This is a genomic window from Curvibacter sp. GW821-FHT01G03 (assembly GCF_059422285.1).
This window is the reverse complement of sequence record NZ_JBWKWP010000014.1, coordinates 94163-111721: the sequence shown is the minus strand read 5'-3', so window position 1 is coordinate 111721 and position 17559 is coordinate 94163. Positions and strand designations below refer to the sequence as shown.

The 17559-nt window shown below is 65.1% G+C and carries 18 protein-coding genes; 15 read left to right on the top strand and 3 right to left on the bottom strand.

The window, feature by feature from the left end:
* The first annotated feature begins 44 nt into the window (after window positions 1-44).
* From AC07VS_RS20340 to AC07VS_RS20320, 5 genes are read left to right on the top strand one after another with little or no spacing between them, the layout of a single operon-like run.
* The gene (locus AC07VS_RS20340; protein WP_492349216.1) at window positions 45-1193 is read left to right on the top strand and encodes an EscU/YscU/HrcU family type III secretion system export apparatus switch protein; all 1149 of its coding nucleotides are present in this window, start codon (window positions 45-47) and stop codon (window positions 1191-1193) included.
* Window positions 1190-3274: a flagellar biosynthesis protein FlhA gene (flhA, locus tag AC07VS_RS20335; RefSeq protein WP_492349217.1), complete on the top strand. Its 2085-nt coding sequence runs from the start codon at window positions 1190-1192 to the stop codon at window positions 3272-3274. The genes AC07VS_RS20340 and flhA overlap by 4 nt, the downstream gene beginning before the upstream one ends.
* On the top strand, window positions 3271-4776 hold the full coding sequence (gene flhF / locus AC07VS_RS20330) for a flagellar biosynthesis GTPase FlhF (RefSeq protein WP_492349218.1): 1506 nt from the start codon (window positions 3271-3273) through the stop codon (window positions 4774-4776). Before flhA ends, flhF begins: the two co-directional genes overlap by 4 nt.
* The gene (locus tag AC07VS_RS20325; protein WP_492349219.1) at window positions 4769-5563 is read left to right on the top strand and encodes a hypothetical protein; all 795 of its coding nucleotides are present in this window, start codon (window positions 4769-4771) and stop codon (window positions 5561-5563) included. Before flhF ends, AC07VS_RS20325 begins: the two co-directional genes overlap by 8 nt.
* A complete protein-coding gene (locus tag AC07VS_RS20320; RefSeq protein WP_492349220.1) occupies window positions 5563-6279 on the top strand; it encodes an RNA polymerase sigma factor FliA in 717 nt (238 codons plus the stop codon). Before AC07VS_RS20325 ends, AC07VS_RS20320 begins: the two co-directional genes overlap by 1 nt.
* 98 nt (window positions 6280-6377) lie before the next feature.
* Here the strand turns inward: AC07VS_RS20320 and AC07VS_RS20315 are convergent, their stop codons facing one another.
* From AC07VS_RS20315 to flgA, 3 genes are all read right to left on the bottom strand, one after another.
* Window positions 6378-6746, bottom strand: coding sequence for a hypothetical protein (locus AC07VS_RS20315; RefSeq protein WP_492349221.1), 369 nt, complete (start codon window positions 6744-6746; stop codon window positions 6378-6380).
* Window positions 6747-6776: 30 nt separating this feature from the next.
* Entirely contained in the window at window positions 6777-7085 is a 309-nt protein-coding gene (flgM, locus tag AC07VS_RS20310; protein ID WP_494657763.1) for a flagellar biosynthesis anti-sigma factor FlgM, read from the bottom strand.
* A 112-nt stretch (window positions 7086-7197) separates the two neighbouring features.
* Complete coding sequence (gene flgA, locus AC07VS_RS20305; protein ID WP_494657762.1) at window positions 7198-7968, bottom strand: flagellar basal body P-ring formation chaperone FlgA; 771 nt, start codon at window positions 7966-7968, stop codon at window positions 7198-7200.
* A 192-nt stretch (window positions 7969-8160) separates the two neighbouring features.
* On the opposite strand from flgA, the gene flgB reads away from it, so the two are divergent.
* The 10 genes from flgB to flgK are packed head-to-tail and all read left to right on the top strand — an operon-like array spanning window position 8161 to window position 17558.
* Complete coding sequence (gene flgB, locus AC07VS_RS20300) at window positions 8161-8616, top strand: flagellar basal body rod protein FlgB (RefSeq protein ID WP_494751816.1); 456 nt, start codon at window positions 8161-8163, stop codon at window positions 8614-8616.
* A 28-nt stretch (window positions 8617-8644) separates the two neighbouring features.
* Entirely contained in the window at window positions 8645-9052 is a 408-nt protein-coding gene (gene flgC / locus AC07VS_RS20295; RefSeq protein ID WP_492349225.1) for a flagellar basal body rod protein FlgC, read from the top strand.
* Window positions 9053-9076: 24 nt separating this feature from the next.
* The gene (locus AC07VS_RS20290; RefSeq protein ID WP_494657760.1) at window positions 9077-9802 is read left to right on the top strand and encodes a flagellar hook assembly protein FlgD; all 726 of its coding nucleotides are present in this window, start codon (window positions 9077-9079) and stop codon (window positions 9800-9802) included.
* Window positions 9803-9838: 36 nt separating this feature from the next.
* Window positions 9839-11104 carry a flagellar hook protein FlgE gene (gene flgE / locus AC07VS_RS20285; protein WP_494751815.1) on the top strand — a complete coding sequence of 422 codons (1266 nt, stop codon included), beginning with the start codon at window positions 9839-9841 and terminating at the stop codon, window positions 11102-11104.
* Between the two features lie 43 nt (window positions 11105-11147).
* On the top strand, window positions 11148-11888 hold the full coding sequence (locus AC07VS_RS20280; protein ID WP_494657758.1) for a flagellar basal body rod protein FlgF: 741 nt from the start codon (window positions 11148-11150) through the stop codon (window positions 11886-11888).
* A 26-nt stretch (window positions 11889-11914) separates the two neighbouring features.
* Entirely contained in the window at window positions 11915-12697 is a 783-nt protein-coding gene (gene flgG, locus AC07VS_RS20275) for a flagellar basal-body rod protein FlgG (protein WP_494657757.1), read from the top strand.
* A gap of 38 nt (window positions 12698-12735) precedes the next feature.
* On the top strand, window positions 12736-13446 hold the full coding sequence (locus AC07VS_RS20270; RefSeq protein WP_494751814.1) for a flagellar basal body L-ring protein FlgH: 711 nt from the start codon (window positions 12736-12738) through the stop codon (window positions 13444-13446).
* A gap of 20 nt (window positions 13447-13466) precedes the next feature.
* A complete protein-coding gene (locus AC07VS_RS20265; RefSeq protein WP_494751813.1) occupies window positions 13467-14621 on the top strand; it encodes a flagellar basal body P-ring protein FlgI in 1155 nt (384 codons plus the stop codon).
* A gap of 1 nt (window position 14622) precedes the next feature.
* Window positions 14623-15543, top strand: a complete 921-nt coding sequence (gene flgJ / locus AC07VS_RS20260) for a flagellar assembly peptidoglycan hydrolase FlgJ (protein ID WP_492349231.1) — start codon at window positions 14623-14625, stop codon at window positions 15541-15543.
* Window positions 15540-17558, top strand: coding sequence for a flagellar hook-associated protein FlgK (gene flgK / locus AC07VS_RS20255; protein WP_494657755.1), 2019 nt, complete (start codon window positions 15540-15542; stop codon window positions 17556-17558). Before flgJ ends, flgK begins: the two co-directional genes overlap by 4 nt.
* Window position 17559 lies beyond the last annotated feature (1 nt).

The following is a 17559-nucleotide window of genomic DNA, read 5'->3' as shown; positions in this document are numbered from 1 at the left end:
CCGCCGGCCTTTCAGAATGACGGTTACAGCCTCGTACCGTCACCATGGACAACCAAGACCGCCCCCTACCAGCCTCACAGCGCAAGCTCAGCCAAGCGCGCGGCGATGGCCAGGCCTCGCGCTCCAAGGACTTGTCTCACATGGTGGTGCTGGGAGCCGGTGCCGCTGCCCTGTGGGTCATGACCCCACCGCTGGTGCAGCACCTCAAGCAGGCGCTCGTCCAACAACTGACTTTCAATGCCGAGACCCTGCTGCGGCCGGCCAACATGATCAACCAGTTGCAGCACATGACAGCAATCGCTGTCGGGGCGTCGCTGCTGTTCGCCGCCGTCATCGCCTGCGCAGCCATCGCCAGTGAGGTGGCCTCGGGCGGCTGGGTCATGAGCTTCAAGCCCATGATGCCCGACCTGAACCGGCTCAACCCCATCTCGGGCATCGGCAATCTTTTCTCCAAGCAGCAGGCCGTCAACGTCCTCAAGCTGATGCTGCTGTCCACCATCATGGGCTGGACGGGCTGGCACTACCTGTCGAGCAGCTTTCAAGAAATCGCTTCCTTGCTGATGCAACCCTCCGCGTCCGCCGTGATGCACCTGGTCAACTGGATCGTCAAGGGTCTGTCCTTGTTGCTGCTGACCGTGTTTGCCGCTGCGGTGATCGATGTCCCGCTGCAAAAGCACTTCTTCATGGACAAGCTGAAGATGTCGCACGACGAAGTCAAGCGTGAGAACAAGGATGCCGAGGGCAACCCGCAAGTCAAGAGCAAGCTGCGCGCCAAGCAGCGCGAACTGGCCCAGCGCCGAAGCATCGCCAACGTGCCCAAGGCCGACTTTGTGGTGATGAACCCAACCCACTTTGCCGTCGCCCTGAAGTACGACGAAGCCACCATGGCCGCGCCACAGGTGATCGCCAAGGGCGCCGACCTGCTGGCCTTCAAGATCCGCGAAGTGGCCAACAGCCACTCGGTGCCGGTGCTGCAATCGCCCATGCTGGCCCGCGCCCTGTATGCCCACGCCGAGCTGGACCAGACCATCCCCTCCAGCCTGTATGCCGCCGTGGCCCAGGTGCTGGCCTATGTGTACCGCCTCAAGGCGGCCATGCGGGGTCAGGGCCCGATGCCCCAGCAGCCCGATCCGCACGTGCCGCCTGAACTCGATCCGCTCAACAAGCCCACCCGGGCCGGAGCTGACGCATGAACGATCTGCTCAAAACACTGCAACAACGCCTGGGCCCGCACGCCCACCTGATCCAGGGCCTCTCCGCGCCGCTGCTGGTGGTGATGATCCTGTCCATGATGGTGCTGCCCATGCCGGCCTGGCTGCTGGACACCTTCTTCACCCTGAACATCGCAGTGGCGCTGATGGTGATGATGGTGGCGGCCTACATGGTGCGCCCACTCGACTTCATGGCCTTCCCCTCGGTGCTGCTGCTCACCACGCTGATGCGCCTGTCGCTCAACGTGGCCTCCACCCGGGTGGTGCTGCTCGAAGGCCACACCGGCGCCGGCGCAGCGGGCGCCGTGATCGAGGCCTTTGGCCACTTCCTGATCGGCGGCAACTTTGCGGTCGGTCTGATCGTGTTTGCCATCCTGGTCGTGATCAACTTCGTGGTGGTGACCAAGGGCGCCGAGCGGATTGCCGAAGTGTCGGCCCGCTTCACCCTGGACGCCATGCCCGGCAAGCAGATGGCGGTGGATGCCGACCTCAATGCCGGCCTGATCGACGAAGCCGAAGCACGTCGCCGCCGTCTCGAAGTGGGCGAAGAAGCCAACTTCTTCGGGGCCATGGACGGTGCCTCCAAGTTTGTGCGCGGCGATGCCATGGCAGGCATCCTGATCTTGCTCATCAACATCGTCGGAGGCTTCACGGTGGGGGTGGTGCAGCATGGATTGAGCGCCGGTCAGGCCGCTGACTCCTACATCCTGCTGGCCGTCGGCGACGCGCTGGTGGCCCAGATTCCCGGCCTGCTGATCTCGGTGGCCGCCGCCATGGTGGTCTCGCGCGTGGGCAAGGAACACGACGTCAGCAAGCAGATCATGAGCCAGATGCTGGGCTCACCCCGCGTGCTGGGCATCACTGCGGCCATCCTGGCGCTGCTGGGCATCGTGCCGGGCATGCCCCACGTGGTATTCCTCAGCATGGGCTCAGCCATCGGCTATGGGGCCTGGCGCCTGTCGCGCCGTCTGGAACGCGAAAAGAATGTGCCGCCGCCGCCGCCGCCCGCCACCAACGACGGCGAGGCCAGCTGGGACGATCTGCAGCCCATCGACTTGCTGGGGCTGGAACTGGGCTACCGCCTGATCTCCCTGGTCGACAAGAAGCGCCAGGGCGATCTGCTGACCCGCATCAAGGGGGTGCGCCGCAAGTTCGCCCAGGAGGTGGGCTTTCTGCCCCCGGCCGTGCACGTGCGCGACAACCTCGAACTCAAGCCCAGCGCCTACCGCATCACCCTGCGTGGCGTGATGGTCGGCGAGGGCGAAGCCTTCCCCGGCATGTTCCTGGCCATCAATCCGGGCGGCATCACCACGCCCTTGATCGGCACCGCCACCACCGACCCGGCCTTTGGCCTCCCAGCACACTGGATCGACGATCGCCAGAAGGAAGCGGCGCAAATGGCAGGCTTTACCGTGGTTGATTCAGAAACCGTGGTGGCCACTCATTTGTCACACTTGATGCAAACACAGGCCGCCAGGTTGTTGAGCCGGACAGAGACCCAGCAACTGGTCGAGCATGTGAGCAAACTGGCCCCGAAACTGATTGAAGAAGTCGTCCCCAAAATGGTCACCATCGCCAACTTCCAGAAAGTGCTGCAGCTGCTGCTGGAAGAGGCTGTGCACATCCGGGACATCCGCACCATCATCGAAACCCTGGCCGAGTTCGCCGGCACCATCACCGACCCGGTCGAGCTGGCCCGCCGCGTGCGCATCGCCTTGTCGCCGGCCATCGTGCAACAGATCTACGGCCCGGCGCGTGAACTCAATGTCATCGCCATCGAGCCCGGCCTGGAACGCCTGCTGGTGCAGGCCCTGGGCAACAACAACGGCACCGCCCTCGACCCGGGTGTGGCCGACGCGCTGACCCGCAGCGCTGCCGAAATCGCCAACAAGCAAGAAGAGATGGGCTTGCCCGCCTGCCTGTTGGTCCCGGACCAGATCCGCGGCGCCATGGCTCGCCTGGTGCGCCGGCTGGCGCCCCGCATGCAAGTCCTGGCGCACAGCGAAATCCCTGAAACACACACGATCCGCATTGGTCCCATCCTGAGAGGTGCCGCATCATGAACATCAAGCGCTTTCACGCCGCAACGTCCCGCGAAGCACTGGCCAAGGCACGAATGGCTTTTGGTGAGGGAACCCTGATCCTGTCCAACCGCCCCACGGCCAATGGCGTCGAGGTGATGGCCACGGGCGAAGATGCCCTGTCGGCCCTGGAGCAGCACACCGAAGGCGCCCCGTCGCAAGGCCACGGCCTGACCCAGGTGCCCGGCTCCAGCCTGAGCCGCAAGCTGGCGACCATGAACCCGCCCGAACTGGGCCCACGTGGTGTGCGCGAAGACACCGCCGAGCTGGCCATGAGCACCCTGTCCTTCCAGGACTATGTGCGCGAACGCATGCTGCGCCGCCGCCAGGAAGCCATGGCCGCCGAAGACCAGGCCCCCATGGCCCAGATGGCCCCGCGCACCCAGCGCGAGATGCCCGCCCCCGCCCCCAGGGACATCCAGCCGATCGCCTTCAAAAAGGCCCCGGCCCCTCGCCCGGCCGTCACCCGCCCGGTGTTCGAAGACGTCACGCCGGCCCGCGCCAAGGCCCCGGTGGCCCAGGCCGCCGCACCGGCCGTGAACCAGCAGGGCATCGTCAATGAACTGCAGGCCATGAAGGAGCTGATCGAAGAGCGCTTCAACACCTTGGCCTGGCTGGGCCAGGCCAAGCAGGACCCGATCCAGTCCAACCTGATGCTCAAGATGATCCGCGCCGGCTACTCGCCCGCCCTGGCCCGTGCCATCCTGGAACGCCTGCCGGCCGAGACCGGCCCGGCCGAAGCGGTGCGCTGGCTGATGGAAGTGCTGGAGCGCAACCTCAAGACCGACGCCGACAGCTACCCCCTGTATGAAGAAGGCGGCATTTTCGCCCTGGTGGGGGCCACCGGCGTGGGCAAGACCACCACCACCGCCAAGCTGGCCGCCTTGTGCGCACGCGTGCATGGCCCGGGCAGCGTGGGCCTGATCACCCTCGACACCTACCGCATCGCCGCGCACGAACAACTGCGCACCTACGGCCGCATGCTCGGCGTGGTGGCCCACCTGGCCCATGACCGCGCCGCCCTGCAAGACCTGCTGGGCCTGCTGGGCAACAAGAAGATGGTGTTGATCGACACCACCGGCCTGGCCCCGCGCGATCCCCGCAAGCGCGAGATGCTCGATGTGCTCGACCTGCCCGGTATCCAGAAGCTGCTGGTGGTCAATGCCGGCAGCCATGGCGACACCATCGACGACACCCTGTCGTGCTTCAAGACCACTGGCGTGCAACAGACCATCCTGTCCAAGGTCGATGAAGCCGTGAAACTCGGCCCGGCCCTCGACGCCCTGATCCGCCACCAGGTGGTGCTGCGCGGGGTCACCAATGGCCAGCGCGTACCCGAAGACTGGGAAGCCGCAGACGCCGGCAAGCTGGTGCGCGCCTCCATGCGCACCCCGGGCAAGTCCGCGTTCGACCCCAAGGCCGTCGACCTGAACTACTTCTTCTCCAACAGCAACATGGCCGTCTCGGAGAGTGCCCATGTTTGAAGCGGGTCTTGATCAAAGTGCCGGTCTGCGCCGGCAGATGCCCCAACCGGTGCTGCGCCTGGTCCCGGTGATCCGGCACAGCAGCGGCGAGCCCGAACTGCGCCTGTTGTGGCAACTCTGCCAGGGCTTTGTCGAACAAGGTCTGTCGGTGGCGGTGCTGGACACGGACAGCCCCGAAACCGACGAGACGCCCGGCCTGCTGCAGATCCTGAGCGACCAGTGCAGCCCCTCCGAGGTGGCCGATCTGGCGTTGCCCTGGACCATCGTGCCCGCGGCCCTGGGTTGGCGCGAACTCACCCGCACGGGCCAGCTCGATGCCCACGGGCGCGAGACCCTGGGCGAGCATTTCAGCCCCTTTGGCATGCTGCTGGCCTATGGCAGCGCGGCCAGACTGGGTCCCGCGCTGGCCAACACAGGCGTACGCCCCCTGGTGCCGGTGGCGCCCGAGCCGCGTCACATGCTCAGCGCCTACCAGGCCATGAAAGTGCTGATGGAGCAGGCATTGCTGATGCCCTCCGTGGCCATCATGGTGACGGAACCGACACAAACTGTGGTCATGCGCGCCTTGCAGGCCCGCAAAACACTGCAGAATTGCTTCACCCGTCACATGGGTTGCTACCTCGATTCAATGACAGTAAAGTCTTTCACTGACGATGAGGTGGCAGGGCGCGATATCCAGATGCTGGCCCTGCGACTGATGGAGAATGCGATTCCCCTTGGCGCAGCCCCGGCCTCCCTGCTTCACCGCCCTGCAGACGAAGAGGTTCATTTGGTTCGGAGCCATTGATGTACACGGCAAAAGGTCAGCTCAACCGGGACGCACTGCTCAAGCAGTACGTACCCCTGGTGCGCCGGCTGGCGCACCACATGATTGCGAAGCTGCCCCCCAATGTTGAGGTAGACGACCTGATCCAGGTCGGCATGATCGGCTTGACCGAGGCCCTGACACGCTACCAGGCCAGTCAGGGCGTGCAGTTCGAGACTTTTGCCACCCAGCGCATCCGCGGGGCCATGCTCGATGAACTGCGCGAAGGCGACTGGATGTCGCGCGGCTCGCGCAAGAGCCAGAAAGACATCGAGCATGCCGTGCACCGGCTGGAGCAAAAGCTGGGCCGCAGCCCGATCGAATCCGAAATCGCCGCCGAACTCGAGATGAGTCTGGCCGATTACCAGAGCCTGCTGGGCAAGGTCCGTGGCACGCAACTGGTCTACATCGAAGACATGACCGGCGGGCATGACGATGACGACAGTTTTCTCGACCGCCACGTGGCCGACGACGAGGCCAACCCACTTGAGTTGCTGCGCAACCAGCGCCTGCGCCAATCCCTGGTCAGTGCGATCGAAGGTCTGCCCGAACGCGAGCAGTACATCATGAGCATGTACTACGAGCAGGACATGAACCTCAAGGAAATCGCCGCCGTGCTCGGCATCACCGAGTCGCGTGTTTGCCAACTGCACAGCCAGTCAATCGCCCGGTTGCGCGCCAAGATGCGCAGCCACTGAGGCGACGACAACAAGCCCCCCGCAAGACGCCCACGGCGCACCGACGCGATTCAGGCCACGCCTGAACGGGTTTGCACCCGAGCGCGCACCCTCGAATTTCAGGATTTATAGGCTTTGGCCAAGCCCGCGCCACCTCGGCCCAGGGATTTGCCGTAGGTGGCACCGTCACCCGCACGGGGCAGCAAGGTGGTCACAGCCCGATCTGCGTGAACGGCCAGACGCTGCAGACTTTCCCGCAACACCGCCAGGCGAGCGCTGATGGCCTGAACACGCTGGCGCAACTCCGGGCTTGTGTCCTGCGCAGACGGCAGGGCAATCCGGGTCAACTGCAGGGTGACATCGCGCAAGGCCTGCGAACCGGCCTCCAGCTCATCGGGGTTTTGCCCGCCCAAGGCCTGGGCAATCGCGTCCAGTTGCAACTCCACACCGGAGAGCAAGGCCTCAAACGCAACCCGATTCGTCACCATGACTCCAATTCAAATTAAGTAAGCGCGTGCTTACTGGGAAGTTCCACGCTGCAGGACTTCCTGCGCGTTGGACAACAGCTTGTCTGCAATGGCGCCAGCATTCACCTTGTACGTGCCATTGTCGATCGCCGAACGCACGGCGTTGACCTTGTCCATGTCCATGTCGCTGTCGGTCGAGCCAGAACCCAACGTCTGGGCCAAGCTGGACACCGAAACCGAGGTGCCTGCTGTCGAATTGCTGGTCTTCTTGACCGGTGGGGCCGCCGACCCCTGACCTGTGACTTGCGTCCCTGTTGATGTGACTGCAACAGGGATGTCTGGCGTTTGACCAATTTTCATCGTTCTCTCCAAGACCCCTATTGATGGAGTACCGTGGCCTTTTCTTCGACCTGCGGCAGAGAAACTTTAGCCCAATTGCAAAAGTTGACTCAAAAAAGAGTGCGCAACACACTCAGATCTCGACCTGAACGGTGTTTCGATCCAACACTGTGCCATTCATGATACGACCGTTCTCCATGCGAACGCGGACCAATTGCCCCACCACGCCGGCACCCAGGGCCTGGCCGTCGGCCGTGACCTGAAAACCCGGGCCCTGGGCCACCACGCGCACCTGGGTGCCTGCGGCAAAGGCCTGCGGCGGCTTGACCATGGACTGGCGCAGCGCCTGCCCAGGCAACAACATGCGGGCCGCCACCTGGCCCACCCACTGCGCAGGATCGGAAACGATGGCCGCGTTCTCGGCAGCCCAGTCCACCTCGGCCTCCATCGCGTCGCCCTGGTTGAGCACCGCGCCCGAAGCCACATTGCCTTTGAGCACCCAACCCGGCCCGAAGGCCTTGACCTGCACCGGCAGGAACACATTCCAGCGCACGCTGCCTTCGGTGCAGCGCAAACCCAGGCGGGTGCGCCCCCAAAGCCGCTGCCCCGCCGGCAGATAGGGCTCCACCTTGGCGCAGGGCGCCAGACGCAGGCGTTCGTCCAGCGAACCCACCACCACCTCCATGCGCAAAGGCATGGCCTGGGTGGACTGGCTGCGCGCCAACTCCTGATCGATCCACTGCTGGGTCAGGCGGGTGGCCTCGCTGTCCAGGTTGGCCTGCTGGGCCACGACCGGGGCGCTCCACGTGCCCAGCAACAGGCCGGCCACGGGCAGCACACAGGCCGCCAACCGATGCAAACGGCTGCGGATGGCTTGGGGGATGCGGGCTTGGGATGGGTTCATGGCGTTCTCCGGACACGGCCTGACGGCCTTTTGACATGGGCAACTGTAGGGCGCCGCCCCGACACGGATCGATCAAACAACCGGTCTTTCCGCGGCTTCATCGGCTGATCGGCAACAGGCCGGATTTCCATAATCGACAGCAACCCGGAGAACCCACCCGCCACCCAGACCGCCAGCCCCGCGAGACCCGACATGCTCAACAAGATCACCCAACCCATCGACTTTCAGGCCAAGGCGTTGTCCCTGCGCGCCGAACGTCAGCGGACGATCGCGAGCAACATCGCCAACGCAGACACCCCTGGCTACGTGGCGCGCGACTTCAAGTTCGCCGATGCCATGCGTGACGTCAATGCTCTGTCGGACCTGACGCTGAAGATGAGCCCGTCCAGTGACGCCTCGGCCAGTGCCGGCAGCTCCGCTGCCGCCGCGGGCATGAGCCAGCCCGGCCACATCCCGTTGCCGGTGCTGTCGACCACCTCGCTGCAACAAGGCTACGCGGTGGCCTCCCAGCCCGCCATGGACAACAACACGGTGGACCTGGATCGTGAACGCGCCAACTTTGTCGACAACTCGGTCCGGTACGAGGCCACGCTGCGTTTCATCAATGGTTACACCAAGACCATTCTGAGCGCCATCCAGGGCCAGTGAACGGCTGAACAGAACAGGAAGGCCCCCCATGTCGATGTTCTCGATCTTCAATGTCTCCGGCAGCGCCATCAGTGCGCAGTCGCAGCGCCTCAACGTGGTGGCCAGCAACCTGGCCAACGCCGACGCCGTGGCCGGCCCCGATGGCCAGACCTACAAGGCCAGGCAGGTGGTGTTCCAGACCGTGCCCATGGCCGACAACGGCACCACCGCAGGCGTCAAGGTCACCGCCGTCACCGAGAACAACACCCCGGGCCGCAAGGATTTCGACCCCTACCACCCGATGGCCGACGCCGAAGGCTTTGTCGCGCACTCCAACGTCAATCCGGTGGAGGAGATGGTCAACATGATCTCGGCCTCGCGCGCCTACCAAAACAACGTGGAAGTGATGAATACCGCCAAGTCATTGCTGCTCAAGACCCTGCAGATGGGCTCCTAACTACCGGCCAACAGGACTTTCACCATGACCATCTCCTTTGACGCCACCAACGGCTACTCCTACACCACCAGCACGGGGGCCAATGCCACCAGCGGCGCCTCCAGCACATCGAGCAGCACCAGCGCCAATGGCATCGGCACCACCAGTGCCGCCGACCAGCAGGACCGTTTTCTGAAACTGCTGGTGGCCCAGATGACCCACCAGGACCCGATGAACCCGGTGGACAACGCCCAGATGACCTCGCAGATCGCACAGATCAACACCGTCACCGGCATCCAGCAGCTCAACACCACCATGCAGACCATGGCCAGCCAGTTCTCCTCCATGCAGCTGATGCAGGGTGGCGGTCTGATCGGCCACGAGGTATTGACCGCCGGGAACACGATGACGATCACCGCCGGCACAGGCACAAGCGCAGGCAAGGCCACCGCCACCGGCACCTTCGATCTGCCCAGCAATGCTGCTGACGTGAAGGTGCAGATCACTGATTCCAGTGGCTCGCTGGTCGCCACCGTGCCCATGGGCACGCAGAGCGCCGGCCGCCACGACGTGACCTGGGATGCCTCGTCCTACAAGGGCACCGGGCCGCTGAAGTTCTCGGTCACGGCCAAGAACGGCAGCGCCAGCGTCACCCCCACCACCTACTCGCATGACGTGGTCAGCTCAGTGGGCACCAGCAACGGCGCCCTGGCCATCTCGCTGCAGAACGGCGGCACGGTGAGCTACGACAAGATCGTTTCGGTCTATTGATCCACGTCCCCTTCTCTCGCATCCAAGGAGCACAACATGGGCTTTCAAGCAGGACTCTCGGGACTCAACGCCTCTTCCAAGGGCCTTGACGTCATCGGCAACAACATCGCCAACGCCAACACCTACGGCATGAAGGCTTCACGCGCCGAATTCTCGGAGCTGGTGTCTTCGGCCATTGGCGTGGCCGGTGGCGACAACGCGGGCATCGGCGTCACCGTGGGCGCCGTGTCCCAGCAGTTTTCGCAGGGTACGCTGAACATCACCGGCAACAACCTCGATGCCGCCATCAATGGCAACGGCTTCTTCCAGTTGCAGGAGGCCGATGGCTCGGCCGGCTACACCCGCGCCGGCAACTTCAAGCTCGACAAGAACGGCTACATCGTCACCAACAATGGCGCCAAGGTGCTGGGCTACCAGACCAACCCCACCACCGGCAAGCCCCTGAGCACCAGCCCCACCCCGCTGACCCTGCCCACCTCGGGCTCGATCGCAGCCAAGGCCACGGCGGACGACACCACCACCTCGCCCACCACCTATGGCGCCACGGCCCAGTTCAACCTGCCGGCCAACGCCACGGTGGACACCACACTGACCGCAGCCGACCCCCTGCTGGGCCAGTACAGCACCACCTTCAATGCCTACGACTCGCTGGGCAACACGGTGCCTGTCTCTGTCTACTTCCAGAAGACCGCCACCGCCGGCACCTGGAACGTCTACACCAAGACCGACACCGGTGCGATCACCGCGGCCACGCCGGCCACCCTGAAGTTCACCGCCAGCGGTGCGCTGGACACCACCGTGGCCGGCAACGGACAGATCAGCATCAGCGGCCCGACCACCCCCACTGACGGGGCCAATCAGGTGCAGTTCACGCTGGATCTGACCGGCACCACCCAGTTCGCATCGGCCTTTGCCACCAACAACGTGGCCCAGACGGGCTATGCCGACGGCAAGCTCACGGGCGTGAAGATCGGCGCCGACGGCACCCTCACGGCCAGCTACTCCAACGGCACCACCCAGTCGGCTGGTCAACTGGCGCTGGCCAGCTTCCGCAACAACCAGGGCCTGATGCAGGTCAATGGCGGCGACTGGAAGGAAACCTTCGCCTCCGGCCCCCCGACCCAGGGCACACCCGGCAGCGGCAACTTCGGCGCACTGCAGGCCGGTGCCCTGGAAGAGTCCAACGTCGACCTGACCCAGGAACTGGTCAACATGATGACGGCGCAGCGCTCCTACCAGGCCAACGCGCAGACCATCAAGACCGAAGACCAGATCATGAACACGCTGGTCAACCTGCGCTGATCCTGAACTCAGCGCTGCCACCCCGAACCCCTGAGAGCACCCCATGGACCGTTTGATCTACACCGCGATGACTGGCGCCAACGCGGCCACGCAGTTGACCAGCGTGCTGTCCAACAACCTGGCCAACGCCTCCACCAACGGCTTCCGGGCCGAGATGACGGCGTACCGCTCGGTGCCTCTGGAAGGGTCGGGGGCCAGCACCCGGGTGTTCGCCCTGGAGGCCACCACGGGCTACAAGAACAGCGCCGGCCCGGCCCAGCGTACCAACAACACCATGGATGCCATGACCCAGGGCAATTCATGGTTCTCGGTTCAGGGGCTCGATGGCACCGAGGCCTACACGCGCAACGGCGCCATGCAGATCTCGTCCACCGGCACCCTGGTCAACACAGCTGGCCTGCCCATCCTGTCCGATGGCGGGGCGCCCATCGACGTGCCCCCGAATGCCGAACTGTCGATCGGCAACGACGGCACCATCACCGCCAAGACGGCCGGCCAGCCCCCCAACACGTTGGGCCGGCTCAAGTTGGTCACCCCCACGGCGGACGACCCGCTGCGCCGCGGGGCCGACGGCCTGTTTCGCGCCGCCTCGGGCAACCCGCTGAACACCGATGCCACCGCCAAACTGCAGACCGGCGCCCTTGAAGGCTCCAATGTCAACTCGGTGGAAGCCATGGTGGGCCTGATCCAGGCCGCCCGCCAGTTCGAAAACAACATGAAGCTGCTGACCAGCGCAGAGAGCAACGACAAGGCCGCCAGCCAGTTACTCAACGTGCAAGGTTGAGCCGACAGCGCCCCAGGAGAACCCTCATGATCAACTCGCTCTGGATTTCAAAGACCGGCATGGAAGCCCAGCAAACCCAGCTGGACGTGATTTCCAACAACCTGGCCAACGTCTCCACCAATGGCTTCAAGCGCGCCAATGCCGTGTTCGAGGACCTGATGTACCAGAACCTGCGCCAGGTCGGTTCCAACAGCACCGAGCAGTCGCAACTGCCCACGGGCCTGCAGGTTGGCCTGGGGGTGCGCACGGTGGCCACCGCCCGTTCCTTTGCCCAGGGCAGCATGCAGCAATCGGGCAACTCGCTGGACGTGGCCGTCAAGGGCAATGGCTTCTTCCAGGTCACCATGCCCGACGGCACCATCGGCTACACCCGCGACGGCTCGTTCCAGCTCGACTCGCAGGGGCGCCTGGTCACCTCGGCCGGCCTGCCCATTGCCAACGGCATCACCATCCCGGCCACGGCCCAGAGCGTCTCCATCAGCGCCGACGGCATCGTCACCGCCACCATCCCCGGCAACACCGCGCCCCAACCCATGGGCACCATCGCCCTGGCCAACTTCGTCAACCCGGCCGGCCTGGAGCCCAAGGGCGGCAACCTGTACGCCGAGACTGCTGCCTCGGGCCAACCCGCCACCGGCACCCCGGGCGCCAACGGGCTGGGCACCGTGATGCAGGGCTTTGTCGAAACCTCGAACGTGAACATCGTGCAGGAGCTGGTCAACATGATCCAGACCCAGCGTGCCTACGAAATGAACTCCAAGGCCGTGCAGACCTCGGACCAGATGCTGCAAAAGCTCAGCCAGATCTGAGCCTGACCCGGGACTGAGCTCTCGACTGAAGGATTGCCATGAACACCTCACTTTCCGCCTGGGTTGCCCGCCCTGTCGTGCGACTGACCTTGCTGGCCTGCGCGACCGCCCTGTGCACCGCCTGCGAAACGCTGGCCCCCGTGCCCAAGGTCGACGTGCTGCCCACCACCCCGCCCGACCTGGCCCCGATGACCCACGCTGCACCGGCTTCGGCCGGCAGCCTGTTCCGCACCTCGGCCTACCGCCCAGCCTTCGAAGACCGGCGCGCCCGCCTGGTGGGCGACGTGGTCACCATCCAGATCGTGGAAAGCGTGACGGCCAGCACCAAGGTGTCCACCGACACGGCGCGCACCACCGCCACCTCGTCAGGCATGACCGCGTTTCCGCTCCTGTCGGCGGCCACCGCGGCCAAACTCAACCTGGGCGCTACCACCGGCAACACCTTCTCGGGCAAGGGCGATGTCGAGGCCGCCAACACCTTCGCCGGCGCCATCACCACCACCGTCATCGAGGTGCTGCCCAACGGCCACCTGGTGGTCAGTGGTGAAAAGCAGATCGGCCTGAACCAGACCGTGGATGTGATGAAGTTCTCGGGCACGGTCGATCCGCGCTCGCTGCAGCCGGGCTCCATCGTGGCCTCCACCCAGGTGGCCAACGTGCGCATCCACTCGCGCGGTCGCGGCGGCGCCGACGAAGCCCAGACAATTGGCTGGTTGTCCCGATTCTTTTCGACGCTTAGCCCGTTCTGAAAACTTCCAGAATGTGAAGCATGAACTCCATGCTCGCATTCACAAGCGCCAGGCAAGACACCCGCCCCTGGGTCCGGTGCCTGGCGACCCTGGTCCTCATGGCCCTGGCGCTGGCCGGCACGCCTGCGCAGGCGATCCGCATCAAGGAAGTGGCCGCCATCCAGGGCGTGCGCAGCAACTCGCTGACGGGCTATGGCCTGGTGGTGGGGCTGGATGGCACGGGTGACCAGACCACCCAGATGCCCTACACCACCCAGAGCCTGTCCAACTACATGCAGCAACTGGGCATCACCCTGCCCCCCGGCTCGGCCCAGCTGCAGCTCAAGAACGTGGCCGCGGTGATCGTCACCGCCCAATTGCCAGCCTTCGCCCAGCCCGGCCAGACCATCGACATCAACGTTTCCTCGATCGGCAACGCCAAGTCCCTCAAGGGCGGCACCCTGGTCACCACCCCCTTGCGCGGCGTGGATGGCGAGATCTACGCCCTGGCCCAGGGCAACCTGGTCGTGGGTGGCGCCGGTGCCTCAGCCGGCGGCAGCAAGGTGCAGATCAACCACTTGAGCGCAGGCCGCATCCCGGCTGGCGCCCAGGTCGAGCGTTCGGTGCCCACACCGCTGCAGGAGGGCGACACCATCAGCCTGGGCCTGAACGCCTCCGACTTCCAGACCGCCCGCCACGTGGCCGCCGCCATCAACAACAAGCTCGGCAATGGCATTGCCCGCGCCTTGGATGGCCGCACCGTGCAGGTCAAGGCCCCCAACGACCCGAACGCCCGGGTGAACTTCATTGCCGACCTGGAAGAGCTGCCCATCGAAGCCATGGTGCCAGCCGCCAAGGTGGTGATGAACACGCGCACCGGCTCCATCGTGCTCAACCAGGCCGTGACCCTGGGACCCTGCGCCATCGCGCACGGCAACCTCTCGGTCACCATCAGCTCGACCCCGGTGATCAGCCAGCCCAATGCCCTGTCGGGCGGCCAGACCGTGGTGGCCCAGAAGGCCGATATCCAGATCAAGCAGGATCCGGGCATCATCATGAACCTGCCGGCCTCGCCGCAACTGGCCGATGTGGTGCGCGCCCTGAACGCGCTGGGCGCCACCCCGCAGGATCTGCTGGCCATTCTTCAGGCCATCAAGGCTGCAGGCGCTCTGAACGCGGAGCTGGAGGTGATCTGACATGGCACTCTCGCCGCTGGTCAACAACCAGCTCGCCACGGACTCGAGGTCGCTCGACAACCTCAAGCTCCAGGCCGGGCAAAAAGATCCCGCCGCGATCCAGGAGGCGGCCAAGCAGTTCGAATCGCTGTTCATGCGCGAGATGCTCAAGAGCATGCGCGAGGCCACCATGAAGTCGGGCATGCTCGACAGCGCCCAGGAAAACATGGGCACCGACATGCTCGACCAGCAGTTCTCGGTGCAGATGTCGGGCAAGCCCGGCGGCCTGTCCGACCTGATCGCCAAACAACTGTCGCGCCAGATGGGCGTGCCCGAGACACCGGCCTTCGAGACCCCCAGCACGCTGTCGCTGGGCAATCGACTCAGCACCGTGCTGCCCGCCAAGTCGCAGGCCACCCCCGCGGCCACATCGGCCACGCCGGTCAAGACCACCGCCAGCCAGGCCGCCTTTGTGCAGCGCCTGCAAGGCGCCGCCGCCAAGGTCGAGCAGCAAAGCGGCATCCCGGCCAGCTACATGCTGGGCCAGGCCGGCCATGAGACCGGATGGGGCAAGCACGAGATCAAGAATGCCAACGGCAGCCCCTCTTACAACCTGTTCGGCATCAAGGCCGGGCCGGGCTGGACGGGCAAGGTCGCCACGGTGACCACCACCGAGTACGTGAACGGCGAAGCGCGCAAGACCACCGCCAAGTTCCGCGCTTACGACAATTACGAGCAGTCGTTCCAGGACTACGCGAAGCTGATCAACCAGAGCCCTCGCTACGCCAATGCCCGCCAGCAGACCGGCTCGGTGGTCGCGTTTGCCAACGAACTTCAGCGCGCCGGCTACGCCACCGACCCGTCCTACGCCAGCAAGCTCAGCAAGGCCATCAACACCACGCAGCAACTGCAGCGCAACCAACCCTGGCGAGGTGTCGCATGAGTGGCGGCCTGCTCAACCTGGGCGCGCGCGCCCTGATGTCCAACCAGGTGGCCCTGCAGGTCACCGGCAACAACATCTCCAACGTCAACACCCCTGGCTATTCGCGCCAGACCGCGGTGATGAGTGCGGTGCAGGGCGACTTCACCGGCAGCGGCTACATCGGCAAAGGCGTCGAAGTCTCGACCGTGCAGCGCGTGTACGACGAGTTCCTCACCAAACAGGCCACCGCCACCGCGTCCATCAAGTCGCTGGACGCTGCACGGGCCGACAAGGTGGCCCAGATGGAGAACATCTTCCTTGGGGGCACCAATGGTCTGGGACAGTCCATCAACAACACCATCAACGCGTTCTCGGACGTGGCCAACGCGCCCACCGACCTGACCGCACGCACGGTGGCCATCACCCAGGCGCAGGAAATGACCTCGCGCTTCCAGAGCGCCAGCACCCAGCTCAGCGACCTGCAGCAAAACACCCAACTGCAGCTCAAGGACGACCAGACCGTGATCAACTCGCTGGCCCAGCAGCTGGCCAGCCTGAACGCACAGATCTCCTTCGCTCAAAGCTCGGGCCAGCCGCCCAACGACCTGCTGGACAAGCGGGACAACCTGCTCAGCCAGCTCAACCAGAAGGTGCAGACCACCACCGTCAAGGTGAACGACGGCACCCTCAGCATCTTCCTGGCCAACCAGCCGCTGGTGCTGGGCGCCCAGGCCGCGACCGTCAACTTCTCCCAGCCGATTGAATTTCCGGGCGATGGCAACACCCTCAAGCTCACGATCACCCAGGCCGGGAACGGTCAGACCACAGAGGTTGACGAGAACGCCCTGGGGGGCGGCGAAGCCGTGGGCCTGCTGCGCTTTCACAACACCGACCTGGCCGAAGCCCGCAACCTGCTCGGGCGCATGGCGGTGGCGGTGACCACGGACATGAACGAGCAGCACTTTGCAGGTGTCGACCTGAATGGCAACACCGGCAAGGCCTTGTTCGCACCGATCAGCATGACCGCCATTGCCGGCGCCACCAACAGTGCCCCCGCAGCCGCTCTGGGGGCCTATGTGGCCAACGACCAGGCCCTGGACGTGGCCACCTACACCATCACCCTGGGGGCGCCCTCGGGCGGCAGCCCGACCATTGCGAAGGTGATGGCCAACACGGCCAACGGGCCCATCGACGTCACCAGCAGCATGGTCACCACCGCCGGGCCGCCGCCCTCCTACACCGTGGGGGGCCTGTCCATCAATGCCCTGCCCAGCAGTGCCGGTGGCGCCGCTGGCGACACCTTCTTGCTGCGCCCCTACGACACGGCCGCCAGCACCATGAGCGTGGCCCTGTCGTCGCCGGCGTCGCTGGCCATGTCGAACCCGGTCGTGGCCACACCGGCGGCGGCCAACCAGGGCACGCTGTCCGTCAAGGCCATTGCTGCCGCACCGGCATCGCCCGCCAGTTGGGCCCTGCAGACCGGCAGCCCGGCCACCTACTACGCCAACAACGCCAACCTGAACGACACGGTGCAGATCACCTTCACCAGTGCCAACCAGTACAACGTGGTGGACACCACCACCAGCACCACACTGGCCACAGGCGCCAACTACACGCCAGGCCAGGCCATCAGCTGGAATGGCTGGAACCTGACCCTCACCGGCACACCGCAGACCGGTGACAGCGTCACGGTGAAACAACCCACCACGGGCATCCAGAAAAACGACGGCGGCAATGCCAAGTCCATGCTGGGCCTGGCCTCGCGCAGCGTCACGGCCGACCAGACCCCGATGTCCGACCTGTACGCCGGCCTGATGGCCCAAGTCGGTGTGCGGGCCCAGAGTGCCCAGTACGCGGCCGATGTCTCGGGCTCGATCGCGGCCAACGCCGAAGCCGCCCGCACCTCGGTCTCGGGGGTCAACCTGGACGAAGAAGCCGCCCACCTGCTTCAATACCAGCAGGCCTACCAGGCTTCGGCCAAGATCGTGTCGACCGCCCAGAGCATCTTCGACACCTTGCTGCAGGTCATGCACTGAC